The sequence below is a fragment of the Pelotalea chapellei genome, assembly GCF_018531195.1.
GTDB lineage: Bacteria > Desulfobacterota > Desulfuromonadia > Geobacterales > Pseudopelobacteraceae > Pelotalea > Pelotalea chapellei.
Genome location: NZ_JAHDYS010000004.1, coordinates 53,566 through 67,955, shown reverse-complemented (window position 1 = coordinate 67,955; position 14,390 = coordinate 53,566). Strand labels below are relative to the sequence as shown.

General features: G+C 55.1%; 11 protein-coding genes. All 11 read right to left on the bottom strand.

Translation table 11 applies throughout. The annotated features are described in order from the left end of the window. Positions 1-142 precede the first annotated feature (142 nt). Positions 143-2,866 carry a DUF4118 domain-containing protein gene (locus KJB30_RS05280; RefSeq protein ID WP_214296900.1) on the bottom strand — a complete coding sequence of 908 codons (2,724 nt, stop codon included), beginning with the start codon at positions 2,864-2,866 and terminating at the stop codon, positions 143-145. A gap of 415 nt (positions 2,867-3,281) precedes the next feature. Further along, complete coding sequence (kdpC, locus tag KJB30_RS05275) at positions 3,282-3,842, bottom strand: potassium-transporting ATPase subunit KdpC (RefSeq protein WP_214296899.1); 561 nt, start codon at positions 3,840-3,842, stop codon at positions 3,282-3,284. A gap of 118 nt (positions 3,843-3,960) precedes the next feature. Next, positions 3,961-6,027, bottom strand: coding sequence for a potassium-transporting ATPase subunit KdpB (gene kdpB, locus KJB30_RS05270; RefSeq protein WP_214296898.1), 2,067 nt, complete (start codon positions 6,025-6,027; stop codon positions 3,961-3,963). A 14-nt stretch (positions 6,028-6,041) separates the two neighbouring features. Next, on the bottom strand, positions 6,042-7,820 hold the full coding sequence (gene kdpA / locus KJB30_RS05265) for a potassium-transporting ATPase subunit KdpA (protein WP_214296897.1): 1,779 nt from the start codon (positions 7,818-7,820) through the stop codon (positions 6,042-6,044). Positions 7,821-8,282: 462 nt separating this feature from the next. Continuing rightward, positions 8,283-9,473 (bottom strand): tryptophan synthase subunit beta, encoded by a 1,191-nt coding sequence (gene trpB / locus KJB30_RS05260; protein ID WP_214296896.1) that lies wholly within the window; start codon positions 9,471-9,473, stop codon positions 8,283-8,285. Further along, complete coding sequence (locus KJB30_RS05255) at positions 9,473-10,084, bottom strand: phosphoribosylanthranilate isomerase (protein WP_214296895.1); 612 nt, start codon at positions 10,082-10,084, stop codon at positions 9,473-9,475. The genes trpB and KJB30_RS05255 overlap by 1 nt, the downstream gene beginning before the upstream one ends. Before the next feature lie 68 nt (positions 10,085-10,152). Beyond that, the gene (locus KJB30_RS05250) at positions 10,153-11,508 is read right to left on the bottom strand and encodes a TrpB-like pyridoxal phosphate-dependent enzyme (RefSeq protein WP_214296894.1); all 1,356 of its coding nucleotides are present in this window, start codon (positions 11,506-11,508) and stop codon (positions 10,153-10,155) included. Between the two features lie 79 nt (positions 11,509-11,587). Continuing rightward, positions 11,588-12,904, bottom strand: coding sequence for a homoserine dehydrogenase (locus KJB30_RS05245; protein ID WP_214296893.1), 1,317 nt, complete (start codon positions 12,902-12,904; stop codon positions 11,588-11,590). Beyond that, the gene (gene nusB, locus KJB30_RS05240; protein WP_214296892.1) at positions 12,904-13,332 is read right to left on the bottom strand and encodes a transcription antitermination factor NusB; all 429 of its coding nucleotides are present in this window, start codon (positions 13,330-13,332) and stop codon (positions 12,904-12,906) included. Before nusB ends, KJB30_RS05245 begins: the two co-directional genes overlap by 1 nt. After that, a complete protein-coding gene (gene ribH / locus KJB30_RS05235; protein WP_214296891.1) occupies positions 13,332-13,799 on the bottom strand; it encodes a 6,7-dimethyl-8-ribityllumazine synthase in 468 nt (155 codons plus the stop codon). The genes nusB and ribH overlap by 1 nt, the downstream gene beginning before the upstream one ends. 195 nt (positions 13,800-13,994) lie before the next feature. After that, positions 13,995-14,363 carry a hypothetical protein gene (locus KJB30_RS05230; RefSeq protein ID WP_214296890.1) on the bottom strand — a complete coding sequence of 123 codons (369 nt, stop codon included), beginning with the start codon at positions 14,361-14,363 and terminating at the stop codon, positions 13,995-13,997. Between the last annotated feature and the right edge of the window lie 27 nt (positions 14,364-14,390).

The following is a 14,390-nucleotide window of genomic DNA, read 5'->3' as shown; positions in this document are numbered from 1 at the left end:
CGTGCGGGCATTTCTGTTTTTGAAGTTAAGCCAGAGGATTTATAGATCAGATCGAACTTAAAAACTTACTCCCATGGCTTCCGCCACGGTGTGCATGTCCTTGTCACCCCGTCCGGAGAGGCAGACCACAATGCTCTGGTCTTTAGCCATGGTCGGTGCCAGCGCCTCCTGCGGGTGAAGTTGAATCCGTGTTCTCCGATTTAGCCAGTGGCAGACAGATAATTACCCTAAGGCCACCGCCACTACGATTTTCAGCATGCACCCTTCCTCCGTGGGCCTCGACAATTCCCTTGCAGATTGACAGACCCAGCCCGGTTCCCCCGGCACCCTCGGGAACCGGTATGCGATAGAACTTGTCAAAGATTCTCTTCAAATCATGTTCCGGTACGCCCGGACCTCTATCGGAAACTTCCAGTGAAAGCCAGCCGTTATCGACGGCAACGTCAATTTCGATGATACTTTCGGCAAGTGAATATTTATGCGCATTGTCCAGGAGGTTTACCAGCACCTGGGTCATCAACACCAGATCCATGGGTACCAGCGGCAGGTCATCAGACAGGTGGGTCTCAACCGGACGGTTGCCGATCCGTTGTTCTATTGCAGCCAAAGCGCAGCCCACCAGATCCTGGATATCGCACAACTCGATGTTCAACCGAATTGCTCCTGCTTCAATTCGAGTCATGTCCAACAAGTTCCCGACGAAACGATTAAGACGTTGCGCTTCACTACAAGCTGAATCCAGCAAATCCTGGCGGGTATCGTCATCCAGATGGTCACCATTTTCTTTCAGGCTGTGAAGTGCACCGGTCACGGAAACCAATGGAGTCCTTAAGTCGTGGGAAATTGAGTTCAACAGTGCACGTTCAAGATTTTCCCGTGCCTGGAGAATTTGCGTCTGCTCCGCTTGTCGGGAGTAACGGATTCGTTCCATGGCCATGGCGGCCTGAGTGGCAAAGGCATCCAGCAGGCGGCGGTTATCCTGTGAGTGATATGCCTCAGGACTCTCTAACTGGACGCCCAGAACACCCATGGCGCTGTCCTGAGTCTGAAGTGGAAGGTAAATCAGCTCGGCAGAAACCAACGTGTCAGTGGCACACCCGGCAGAATGCCTGTTGCGGAAAGCCCAATCAGCCACCGCCTGCTCCTTGATATTCAGCGTCAGTCCCCCACTGGCCGCGCCGACATCAAGCCGCTCTCCTTCCGGTAGCAGGATTACCACCCTGGCATTGAGAGCCTCTTCCACATTTGTGATTACTGCCTTTAATACTGCATCGATATCTGCCGAGGCCGCCAGATCGCGGCTGAGATAGTACAGGCTGGCAGTCTGGATCTCCCGGGCGCGCATAACCTCAGCCCGTTCGCGGGCGCGGGCCACCAGAGTGCTGATCACGAGTCCCACTACGAACAGCCCCAGAAAAGTTAATAAATACTGGGTATCTGCAACCACAAATGTCATGCGCGGGGGGACAAAGAAGAAGTCGAAGGCCAGAACACCGAGAAATGCGGTGGCAATGGCGGGTTTGCGGCCAAGGCGCACAGAGGCGATAACGACCACCAACAGATAGAACATGACCATGTTGGTCGGTGCCAGAAAGGGGCGCAGAAGCTCACAGAGCAGTGTTGCGGCAGTTACGAGAGCCAGGCTGGCTGCATAACCGCGCGCTTCAAACGGACGTGATCGCCTGGGTTCCTTTGGGACCCTGTCAAGCTCCTCGGGTTTGAAGCTGACAATGACAACATCAATGGCCCCGCTTCGGCGAATTAGCTGATCAACGACAGGAGGCTGGATAATTTCCCGCCAGCGGGGTTTACTGGGTTTGCCCATTACAATCTTGGTTATATTGTGTCGCTTTGCATATTCCATTACCGCATCGGTGACATCGCTTGCTGTTACAGTCGTAACCTGGGCTCCCAGGCTTTCGGCCAGCCGTAGGTCATGCCAGATGCGTTTTCTGTTTTCCCTGGCATGTTTCCCGCTGCCGGGTGTCTCAATATAGATCGTGAACCACTGGGCTTTGAGGTCTTCGGCCAGTCGACAGGTGGCGCGAAGCAGTTTTTCGCTGTAGGGGCTGCCGCTGATGCAGACCAGCAACCGTTCCGCTGTGGGCCAGGGGCCTAAAATAGACTGGTTTTCCATGTAGGCCCGCATCTGCTCATCAACCCGGGAAGCTGTGCGTCGTAGCGATAATTCCCGCAGGGCCATCAGGTTGCCGGGCCTGAAAAATTTCTCTATGGCTTTTGCGGCCTGGTCCGGGATGTAGACCTTTCCTTCGTGCAGGCGCTGGATAAGGTCTTCAGGTGGGATATCGATCAGCTTGATTTCAAATGCCAAATCGAGCAGGCGATCAGGAACGGTCTCACGAACGACGATTCCGGTAATTTGCGTGACCACATCCTTCAAACTTTCGAAATGCTGAATATTGATTGAGGTGTAGACGTCAATGCCAGCTTCCAACAATTCCTCGACATCCTGCCACCGCTTTTCGTGGCGTGAACCGGGAGCATTTGTATGGGCCAGCTCATCTACCAGAACTATCTGAGGGCGACGTTCAAGGATTGCGTCAATGTCCATTTCCGGCAATGTAACTCCGGAATAGATAACCTGCCGGCGTGGGGTACTCTCCAGTCCTTCCAGCAAGGCGTCGGTTTCGGGACGTCCATGGGATTCCACATACCCTGCTACAACATCTCTGCCGTCAGCCTTACGCTTGCGAGCTGCTTCCAGCATGGCGTAGGTTTTACCAACCCCTGCAGCATAACCGAGGAAGATCTTAAGTTTGCCCAGTTCAGCCGTGACCTCTTCGGTTTGGGCCAACTTGAGCATCGCCTCAGGAGAGGGGCGTATGTCGTCACCGTTACTGGTCATCTTCATCCTGGAGGCCGGTCATTTTGCCGGAATTTTATAAAAATATTCGTGGATAACAAGTTTGTTCTGGGACGTGAAGGTCTGCAGCAGATAAACAGAACCATTGCTGTCCTGAACCACAAATTGTTGGAATTGGATTTTTCCCCATTGGAAACACTGATGAGTTTCCATGACTTCGGAATAAATGGTGGCATGTTTGTCCCTTGGGCATCACGAAACCTGAAAGCCTCCACAGAGGTAAAATCTTCAACCGGTGGAGGAGGAACCTGTGGAGGGTAGGAAACTGCCCAGACAACAGGAGTGGTGAACAGGAACATACTAATTAATAAAGATAGTCGCATAATTTTTTTCCTCTCTTGAGATGCCTTTGTCAAATCACATTCCGACACAGATTTTAAAAGCAACTATTGCCGATTCAAGATCCCAGGGCATGATTCAGCACAAGCACATTTACCCGCGGTGCCCCCAGAAATCTTAACTGACGCCCTTCGGTAGTCTGGGCAACGATCTTTATCAACATCTCCTCCGATACGCCGCGTGCTTTGGCAACCCGCGGCACCTGCAATAGCGCAGATTCCGGCGTTATATGCGGGTCAAGTCCGCTGGCCGAGGCCTGCACCAGGTCGGCGGGAATTTTGCCGGTCACCCCTGTATCCCGGAGCGTCTTGATCCGGTCACTCACCGTCCGGATGTATGACGGATTGGTCGGTCCGGCATTGGAGCCACCCGATGCCATGGCGTTGTTGGTGAAGTCGGAAGTGGCGGATGGGCGCGGCCAGAAGTATTTAGGGTCTGAGAAGGGTTGGCCGATCAGAGTGGAGCCTAGCACCTTGCCGCTCTTGTCGGTGATGAAGCTTCCTGCGGCCTGCTTGGGGAAAAGGAAGTAGGCTACGCCGGTGACTAGCGCAGGATAGATGCCGCCGCAGATGATGGTGAATATTATGAAGAGCAGGATGGCCGGTTTTATGTCTTTCATGGGCTAGTTCTCCTAGTGTAATTTTACATCTCCACGGGCACCCCCCTCCCGACCTCCCCCTCCTGGGGAGGAGATCTGCTCCCTCCCCAGGAGGGGGAGGGTTGGGGCGGGGGATTTGCTACACCACCATTCCAATCACCATATCAATGATCTTGATCCCGACAAACGGCGCAATGATGCCACCCACCCCGTAGATCAGAAGATTGTGGATCAGCAGTTTCTCGGCCGGCATGGGGCGAAACCTGGTTCCCTTCAAGGCCAGTGGTACCAGCATCGGGATGATGATGGCATTGAAGATGACCGCTGAAAGGATCGCGCTGAACGGGCTGGCCAACCTCATCACGTTGAGCACCCCCAATTGCGGGTAGATCGACAGAAGCGCCGCCGGGATAATGGCGAAGTACTTGGCTATGTCGTTGGAGATGCTGAAGGTGGTCAGGTTCCCGCGGGTCATCAGGATCTGCTTGCCCACCTCGACAATGTCCAGCAGCTTGGTCGGATTACTGTCCAGATCAATGATGTTGGCCGCCTCCCGTGCCGGCTGGGTACCGGTGTTCATGGCCACGGCCACGTCGGCCTGGGCCAGGGCCGGGGCGTCGTTGGTGCCGTCGCCGGTCATGGCCACCATGTATCCCTGCTCCTGATATTCGCGTATCAGGCGCAGTTTCTCCTCCGGTTTGGCTTGGGCCAGAAAATCATCCACCTGGGCCTCGGCTGCGATGGCGGCAGCGGTCAGGGGGTTGTCGCCGGTGATCATCACCGTTTTGATTCCCATGCTGCGCAGCTGCAGGAAACGCTCCTGTATACCGGCTTTGACGATATCCTTGAGATTGATCACACCCAGGATCTCGCTTCCCTTGCAGACCACCAGCGGTGTGGCGCCCCCCCGCGCAATCCTGTCCACCACTTCGGTCAGGTCACCGGGAACTGTTGTACAGCCCCGTTTTCTGACAAACGCAATGATCGAGTCCGAGGCACCCTTACGGTACTGATTGCCGGCCAGGTTGATGCCGGAGAGGCGTGTGTCGGCACTGAACTCCATCACTTCGGCATCCTGTGGTGTTTCTCTGACAAGGCCGTGTTGCTCTTTCGCCAAGACCACTACGCTACGACCTTCCGGGGTCTCGTCTGCAATAGATGCCATCAGGGCGGCCTCGGCCACATCCCGCTCGCTGTGGCCACCAACCGCTACAAAGGTAACTGCCTGTCGATTGCCATGAGTGATGGTGCCTGTTTTGTCCAAAAGCAGCACGTTGACATCACCGGCCGCCTCGATGGCCCGGCCGGAAAGTGCGATTACGTTCTTCTGGAACAGCCGGTCCATGCCGGCGATGCCAATGGCCGGCAACAGCGCGGCAATCGTGGTGGGCGCCAGGCAGACAAACAATGCCACCAGGATCGTCAGTGAGACCGGCGTACCGTGCCCAGCCTGTTTGACACTGTAAATCGAGAGGGGGCTGATGTTGGCGCAGACCAGCAGAAAGACCAGGGTCAGGGCGATCAGTAGCACTTCAAGGGCAACCTCGTTAGGGGTTTTGCGACGTTTGGCGCCTTCTATAAGTGAGATCATCCGATCCAGGAAGGTTTCGCCCGGATTGGCGGTGATACGGACGATGATACTATTGGCAATGACCGTGGTGCCGCCGGTGACAGCGCTCCTGTCACCGCCTGATTCACGGATTACCGGCGCTGATTCTCCTGTCACGGCTGATTCGTTGATCAAGGCTGCGCCGGCTACCACGTCACCGTCGCCGGCGATCATATCGTTGGCTTCCACCAGAATCAGGTCACCCTTGCGAAGTTGGCTGGCGCCGACCGTCGTGTAATTCTGACCAAATTCTGCCTTGTCCAGTCGCTTGGCGGTCACGTAGGTACGCGACTTTCTGAGTGAAGCAGCACGGGCTTTTCCCCGTCCCTCGGCCAACGCCTCGGCAAAGGTTGAGAAGGTGACCGTTAGCCACAACCAGACCGAGACAGTGCCGGTAAACCAGGCCGGTTCCCTGTTGGCGCCGGTCAGTGACATGACGAAGGTGACCAGGGTGATACCGCTGGCGATCTCGACACAAAACATGACCGGGTTGCGCCAGAGGGTACGGGGATCCAGCTTCTTGAGAGAGTCGCGCAGGGCTCCTTTCAAAAGCGCTGCATTGAAGATGGATTGTGGTTGTTGGCTCTGTTTCGACATGTGTTTATCCTCGCCTAGCCAATCATCATTAAATGTTCCACTCCCGGTCCCAGGGCCAGAGCAGGGAAGAAGGTTAACGCGCCGATAATCAAAATGACCAGCACCAGCCAGATTACAAAGGGAGCCCTATCAGTCGGCAGGGTGCCAAGACTGGGAGGAATATACTTTTTCTCTGCAAGCGAGCCAGCCATGGCAAGCACGGCTATTGCCGGTACATAGCGTCCGAGGAGCATGGCTAGAGAGCCCAGCAGATTATAAAAATTGATGTTGGCGTTCAGGCCGGCAAATGCGCTGCCGTTGTTATTGGCCATGGAGGCAAAGGCATACAGAACTTGGGTCAGGCCGTGGGTGCCAGGATTGGACATGGAAGCCACAGCAGATGGCGTGACCAAGGCAATTCCGGAAAAAATCAAGACAGTGATCCCGGCCGTGAGTATGACCAGGATTGACATCCACATTTCTGTGACCTCGATTTTTTTACCCAGGTACTCTGGAATGCGGCCGATCATCAGGCCGGAAATGAAGACAGCAATTATCGCAAAAGCAAGCATGGTATAAAGCCCGGAGCCGACTCCGCCAAAGACCACCTCGCCGGTCAGGATCAGACTGAGTGGTACCAAGCCGCCAAGAGGGGTCAGGGAGTCGTGCATGGTATTGACTGCACCGCATGATGTGCCGGTGGTGGCAACTGTAAAGAGACTGCTGCCTGCCAGACCGAAGCGGACCTCTTTCCCTTCCATATTACTCCCGCTCACAGCCAGCCTGGACACAAGCGGATTGCCGCTTTTTTCCGCCCATTGCAGGGAACCGAGGGATAGCACTAACAACAAGAGCATGGCTGTCAGCACTCCCCACCCCTGGCGGGTGTTGCCCACCATCAGACCAAAAGTGTGGGTCAAGCTGGCCGGAATCAGCAGGATCAACAGAATTTCCAGAAAGTTTGAAAGCGGTGTAGGGTTTTCGAAAGGATGGGAAGAGTTGGCGTTGAAAAAACCGCCGCCATTGGTGCCAAGCTCCTTGATAGCCTCCTGCGAGGCAACCGGTCCCATGGGTATGGTAACTTCTTGGATCGGCACATGTTCGGTGACCGGTTTACCAGCTGTATCTTTGAGTGGGATGCCCTTATGATCAACTTTGGGCCTGTCATAGCTGGTTGATTGCAGTAGCGGGACTGTTTTGTAGTCGCTGTAGTTTTGGATCACCCCTTGAGGCACGAGAAGGATTGCACCGATGATAGAGAACGGCAGCAGGATGTAGAGGGTGCTGCGGGTCATATCGACCCAGAAATTGCCGATGCTGGCAGTCTTACGGCTGACAAATCCGCGGATCAGGGCAACCACGACTGCCATACCCGTGGCAGCCGAGAGAAAATTATGCACCGCCAGTCCCGCCGTCTGGGTGAAGTAACTAGCGGCTTGTTCTCCTGAATACGTCTGCCAGTTGGTGTTTGTCATAAAGCTGATCGCGGTGTTGAGGGCCAATTGCCAGGTAAAGGACGGGACCTTCTGGGGGTTGAATGGCAGAAGGTGTTGCACCATCAGCATGACAAAGAGAGCAGCAAAGAGCACCAGGTTGAAAAGCACCATTGACCAGGCATATCGTTTCCAACCCATCGCTTCTTGACGGTCGACTCCACAGATCCGGTAGATCAAACTCTCAAGGGGGCACAAGATCGGCGAAAGGAAGGTGCACTCTCCCCGGTACACATTCATCATGAAAATACCCATCGGTTTAGTCAGTATGATCAGGATGGCGAAAAGGATGATAGTTTGCAGCCAGTCATACATAATCATGGCTTGTTCTCCGTGTAGATTTAGTGATGAGCGTCCTCTTGGCCGATGCTTCTTGCATTAAGGGTAACAAAGGAAATGTAAATTGAACGTCAAAATGTGGATGGAAAACATAAGTTTTGTATAAAGATAGAAAAAAGATCAGTTCAGAGGAGAAGAGGCAATTGACCGGATATCGGTGGTTGACATCAAATCAGTTGCGACAGCTGGTAGACTCATGATTGGGCAGAAGTACTGACAAAAACCCGAAAGGCCATAACAAGGAAGCTGCACCTGAGTTAAAGGACATCAAGTGGGCCACACCATTAAGAAGGAGAGACGTTGCACCCAAACTGCTATGCAACAGATGAGGAAACCCTTGAAAATGGTCGTTTCCAAGAAACCACACAAAAAAAAGGCCCGGTATGATTGCGATCATGCCGGGCCTTTTCGTTTTTGAAGTTCAACCAGGGTTTTGGTTCGGGCTTAGAAATTTACCCCCATGGCCTCCGCCACAGTGTGCATGTCCTTGTCACCCCGTCCGGAGAGGCAGACCACGATGCTCTGATCCTTGGCCATGGTCGGTGCCAGTTTGAGGACATGGGCAATGGCGTGCGACGATTCCAGGGCGGGAATGATGCCTTCTTCCAGGGCCAGTGCCTTGAATCCTTCCAGAGCCTCATCATCGGTGATGGAGACATACTCGGCCCTTTCCGTGTCTTTCAGCCAGGAATGTTCGGGGCCGACACCCGGGTAATCGAGCCCGGCCGAGATGGAGTGGGCGTGGGTGATCTGGCCATGCTGGTCCTGCAGCAGATAGGTGCGGTTGCCGTGCAGAATGCCGGGTGAGCCGGCGCAGAGCGGTGCGGCATGTTTACCGGTTTCGATGCCGTGTCCGGCTGCTTCGACGCCAACCATGCGAACATCTTTATCTTTGAGGAAAGGATAGAAGAGTCCAAGGGCATTGCTGCCCCCGCCCACACAGGCAATCAGGCAGTCCGGCAGCTTTCCTTCAACCGCTTTATGCTGTCGTTTGACCTCCTTGCCGATCACGGATTGAAAATCGCGCACCATCATGGGGTAAGGGTGGGGACCGGCGACAGTGCCGATTACGTAGAATGTGTCGGCGATGGTGGTGACCCAGTTGCGCATGGCCTCGTTCATTGCATCCTTGAGTGTGGCGGTGCCGGCGGTGACCGGTGTTACCGTTGCTCCCAAAAGGCGCATGCGGAAGACGTTCTGGGACTGGCGGCGGGTGTCTTCCTCCCCCATGAATACTTCGCAGCTCATGCCGAACAGAGCGGCGATTGTGGCGGTGGCCACGCCGTGCATGCCTGCCCCGGTTTCGGCGATAACCCGTTTCTTGCCCATGCGTTTGGCCAGCAGTCCCTGACCGATGGTGTTGTTGACCTTGTGGGCGCCGGTGTGGTTCAGGTCCTCACGCTTTAGGTAGATCCGTGCTCCCCCCAGCCGTGCAGTCAGTTTCTCTGCGAAATAGAGCGGATTGGGGCGGCCGACGTACTGGCGCAGGTAATAGTTGAATTCTTCCTTGAACTCGCGATCATTGCGATAGTGGGCGTAAGCTTGTTCCAGTTCCAAAAGGGCCGGCATGAGGGTTTCAGGGACATATCGTCCACCAAAATCTCCGAAATGACCTTTTTTGTCAGGCAGTTTCACTATGCAGCCTCCCGTGCTTTCTTTATAAACTCGCGAACTTTTGCAGGATCTTTTATGCCAGGTGCCGTTTCCACTCCACTGGATACATCCACCGCGTAAGGGCGAACCTGCCGTACTGCAGCAGCCACATTATCCGGGGTCAGCCCTCCGGCCAGGATGATCGGCAGACGGGCGGCGGCCGCGGCGGCGATCTCCCAGTTGAAGCTGTGGCCAGTGCCGCCGTGTGCAACCGGGGACCAGGCATCCAACAGGTAGGCGGCTGTTGGATAGCTCTCCATGCTCTCCAGACTGCTGGCGTCCTTGACCCGGAAAGCCTTGATCACCCGCCGTTTGACTGCGGCGCAGAAGTCGGGCGACTCTTCCCCGTGCAGTTGAATGATATCCAGCCCACAATGGTCAGCAGTGTTGTTGACGATTGCCAGCTCGGCATTCACGAACAACCCGACGGTCTGCACAAAGGGGGGCAACTGGCGGATGATTCCGGCAGCCTGATCGGGAGTGACGTTTCGCGGGGATGCACTGCAGAAGACAAAGCCGAGTGCATCTGCACCGGCCTGCACAGCTGTCAAGGCGTCTTCAAGGTTGGTTATGCCGCAGATTTTAATTTTCATAGGGGATAGACAGATTGAGGTTAAGGTCGAGGGTTTTCCTCAACCTCAATCTCAACCTTAACCTGATTTCAGATGCTTACCTTGGGTAGCCGCTCCAGGGCATCCTTGACCATGGCATCGGGGTATTCGTAGTCTTCAAGGTTGCCGGAAAGATAGGAGTCGTAGGCAGCCATGTCCAGCTGCCCGTGACCGGAGAGACCGAACAGGATGGTTCTTTCCTTGCCCTCTTCCTTGGCCAGCACCGCTTCATCAATCGCAGCCCGCACGGCGTGGGAAGATTCCGGTGCAGGCACAATTCCCTCACTGCGGGCGAATAGCAGAGCACCTTCAAAGCAGGAGTTCTGCTTGTAGGATTTTGCTTCTATCTGCCCGGCAGCATACAGCTGGGAAACCAGCGGTGATTCGCCATGGTAGCGCAGTCCCCCGGCATGGATCCCGGGGGGCATGAAGTCGTGACCCAGGGTATACATCATGGTGATGGGAGCCACCTTGGCTGTGTCACCATAGTCAAAGGCATAGACACCCTTGGTGAGAGTCGGACAGGAAGCGGGCTCCACTGCCAGGCAGCGAACGTTTTTGCCGTTGGCGCGGTCGGCGATGAAAGGGAAGGTCAGTCCGGCAAAATTAGAGCCGCCGCCGCAACAGGCGATGACTACGTCGGGATAATCTCCCGCAATCTTCATCTGCTCCTGAGCCTCCTGGCCGATAACGGTCTGGTGCAGACAGACGTGGTTGAGTACGCTGCCCAGGGCATAGTTGGTATCGCTATGGGTGGCGGCATCCTCGACCGCTTCGGAGATGGCGATGCCCAGGCTGCCGGGGCAATCGGGATCATGGGCCAGAATGCTGCGACCGGAATTGGTGAATTCGGAAGGTGAGGGGATTACGTTTGCGCCCCACAACTGCATCATGCTCTTGCGGTATGGTTTCTGGGTGCAGGAAACCTTGACCATATAGATGGTGCATTCCAGGCCGAACATGGAACAAGCCAGGGCCAGGGAGCTGCCCCACTGGCCGGCGCCGGTTTCGGTGGCCAGGCGGCGGATGCCGGCCTGCTTGTTATACCAGGCCTGTGGAATTGCCGAGTTGGGTTTGTGCGAACCGGCCGGCGAGACACCTTCGTATTTGTAGTAGATCTTGGCCGGGGTGCCCAAGGCCTGTTCCAGACGGCGGGCACGGAAGAGCGGGGACGGACGCCATAGCTGGTAGATCTCACGAACCTTATCCGGAATATCTATCCACCGTTGGGTGGACATCTCCTGCTCGATCAGCGCCATGGGGAAAATGGCCAGCATATCCTCCGGCGTAACCGGCTTGAGAGTTTGCGGGTTGATGACCGGTGCCAGTGGGCCCGGCATGTCAGGAATGATGTTGTACCACTGGCGGGGGATCTGATCTTCATTGAGCAGGATCTTCGTGTTCATGGCAACTCCCTTAGAGGCAGAATAAGGTTGAGGTTAAGGTCTAGGAAATGCTCAACCTCAATTTTAACCTGAGGCCTGTCTATTCCAGATTGTCCTCGATCCTGATGAAGACGGTCTTCTCGCAAATGAATTCAAAGCTGTCGATTTCTTTCAGGGCTGCCTGTACTGAGCCTTCCCGGGCTTCGTGGGTCTTGATGACGATGGGAACAGGGGCGGCGTCGTCTTCCTGGTGGGCGGTCTGCACCATCGATTCGATGCTGATGCCGTTGGTGCCAAGTGCGCCGGCGATGGAGGCCAGTACCCCCGGCCGGTCCTTGACACTGAAGCGCAGCATGTATTTGCTGGTGATGTCATCCATCGGCTTGACTGAAAGCGTTTTGATCTCTCCATCTAGATAGCCAAGAGGTGACATTCTGCGTCCTGCTCCGGCCATCATGCTACGGGAAAGGCCGATCAGGTCGCCCGCAATGGCGCTGGCGGTCGGATTCTGCCCTGCGCCACGGCCGTAGAACATGACCGGGCCGACGAAATCGCCTGTCAGGCGAATGGCATTGAAGACGCCGTTGACGTCAGCCAGGGGGTTGTGCAGCGGAATCATGGTGGGATGGACTCTGGCTTCAACCTGTCCGTTGGAGTGTTTGCCGATCGCCAGCAGCTTGATACGATAGCCGAAGTCCGCGGCAAATTTTACGTCCAGGCCGCTAATGCGTGAAATACCTTCGGTGTGAATGTCTTTGAAGTCTATGCGGGTTCCAAAGCAGAGTGAAGCGAGAATGGCCAGCTTGTGGGCGGTGTCGACACCTTCGATATCAAAGGTGGGATCCGGTTCGGCATATCCCAGTTCCTGGGCTGCTGCGAGTACATCGGAGAAGTCGGCCCCTTCCTGTGTCATGCGGGTCAGGATATAGTTGCAGGTGCCGTTCATGATGCCGATCACGCTGCCGAAGCGGTTGGCGGCCATGTTGCCCTTGATTGCAGAGAGTACCGGAATGCCACCGCCAACAGAGGCTTCGAACTGAACCTCTACGTTTTTGCGTGCTGCCGCGGCGTAGATTTCTTCACCATGCAGCGCCAGCAGCGCCTTGTTGGCGGTGACGATGTGCTTGCCATTTTCGATTGCCTTGAGCACAAAGGTTTTGGCAGGCTCATAGCCCCCTACCAGCTCGATCACAACCGAGATTTCCGGATCGTTGAAGATAGCGTTGACATCTGTGGTCAGGCATTCAGGGGGCACGGTAACCCCGCGATCCGTGGTGATATCCAGATCTGCAATGCGTTTGAGTACAATGCCGGTTCCCACTTTGCCGCGGATAAGATCTGCATTTTCCTGAAGCAGCTTGACTACTCCGGCGCCGATGTTACCGAATCCGATCAGGCCAACCTTGATGTCGTTCATTATTCCTCGCTAGATTCTTCAGTTTTGGCACAAGCTTCAATTTCATCCAGTATGCCGTTCACAAAGGCGGGGGAATCCTTATCCCCGTAACGGCGGACGATTTCAATCGCTTCGTTGATGGTGACTTTCTTGGGGATATCAGTGCGGTACATCAGCTCGTAAACGGCCACACGCATGACATTCAGGTCAACCCGCGGCATCCTTGCCAGGGTCCAGTTCTTGGAGCGCGCCTTGATGGCGGCATCGATATCCTTGCGTTTTTCCTGCACACCCAGAACAAGACCTTCGGCAAAATCACGCACCCGCGTGGCGACTTCCTGCCCTTCACGGAAGTTCTGTAGCGTTTCCCGCAGAGTTGCAGACGGATTGGTGTCAATTGCGTAAAGAATCTGTAGAGCCAGTTCCCGGGCTTCTCTTCGTAATCCCATTATTTAAGTGCCTTGAATAGATTTATTGTTTCGATGGCTGTAACGGCTGCCTCAAAACCTTTGTTGCCGGCTTTGGTGCCTGCGCGTTCAACGGCTTGTTCGATGGTGTCGGTGGTCAGCACGCCGAAGGAAATCGGTACGCCGCTGTCGAGGGCAACGGAAGCTACACCCTTGGAAACTTCCGATGCGACATAGTCAAAATGGGGGGTGGAGCCGCGAATTACGGCACCCAGACAGACTATTCCGTCATACTTTCCACTGTCGGCCATCTTCCGTGCGGCCAGTGGTATTTCAAAAGCCCCCGGCACACGGGCAATGTGGATGTTCGCGTCATCACCGCCGTGGCGGACAATGGCATCCACAGCCCCCTCCAGCAGGCGTTCGCAGATAAAGCTGTTGAAACGGCTGACGATAATGCCGATTTTTTGGCCGGTTGCATCCAGTTTTCCTTCAAAAATCTGTGCCATGGATTCCTCCCTCAAGCTGCATAAAGAAACCGGGATATTATCATATTTTTCCTGCCAGGGTAGAAAAAAGTGAGGATATGCGGGCTGTATCGGGAGCGACTGCTCTGCCCGGAGTTTCCACTAGGGGGCAGGCGCAAATGCGAAAGGCGACCTTAGCCGCCTTTCGATCAGATCATGAAGAGATACGTTATGCAGTTACTCTACTTTTTTCAGCGGCTTGCCGCAACCACATGTGCCCGGTTTCTGGCTGATGGTACCGCAGGTGCAAGCATCACCGCAGCCGCAGATGTACTTTGCCTTGGTGGAAAAGCTCAAATCTTTTCCTGCTACGGTCACGACAGCCTTGTCCCCTTCAACGCTGCTTACGGTACCTTTACCGAGCTTGTTGCCACATGCGCATTTACCTTCTTTGCGGGACATGGTCTTGCACTCGCATCCCTCGCCGCAGGCGCATGAATATACTGCATCCCCTTTGTTATAGACCGGCAATCCCTTGTCCGCAAAGGCCACTACCGCCATCAGCAACATGCCTGCCATCATTACACAGCCCACAGTTTTTCTCATGAATACGCCTCCTTGTCTGGATGTGAA

Coding starts and splice junctions, on each gene's coding strand:
- kdpC (WP_214296899.1), bottom strand. CDS start 3,842: ATGAAAGACATAAAACCGGCCATCCTGCTCTTCATAATATTCACCATC.
- KJB30_RS05255 (WP_214296895.1), bottom strand. CDS start 10,084: ATGAAAATTAAAATCTGCGGCATAACCAACCTTGAAGACGCCTTGACA.
- ribH (WP_214296891.1), bottom strand. CDS start 13,799: ATGGCACAGATTTTTGAAGGAAAACTGGATGCAACCGGCCAAAAAATC.
- nusB (WP_214296892.1), bottom strand. CDS start 13,332: ATGGGATTACGAAGAGAAGCCCGGGAACTGGCTCTACAGATTCTTTAC.
- KJB30_RS05230 (WP_214296890.1), bottom strand. CDS start 14,363: ATGAGAAAAACTGTGGGCTGTGTAATGATGGCAGGCATGTTGCTGATG.
- KJB30_RS05245 (WP_214296893.1), bottom strand. CDS start 12,904: ATGAACGACATCAAGGTTGGCCTGATCGGATTCGGTAACATCGGCGCC.
- KJB30_RS05280 (WP_214296900.1), bottom strand. CDS start 2,866: ATGACCAGTAACGGTGACGACATACGCCCCTCTCCTGAGGCGATGCTC.
- kdpB (WP_214296898.1), bottom strand. CDS start 6,027: ATGTCGAAACAGAGCCAACAACCACAATCCATCTTCAATGCAGCGCTT.
- KJB30_RS05250 (WP_214296894.1), bottom strand. CDS start 11,508: ATGAACACGAAGATCCTGCTCAATGAAGATCAGATCCCCCGCCAGTGG.
- kdpA (WP_214296897.1), bottom strand. CDS start 7,820: ATGATTATGTATGACTGGCTGCAAACTATCATCCTTTTCGCCATCCTG.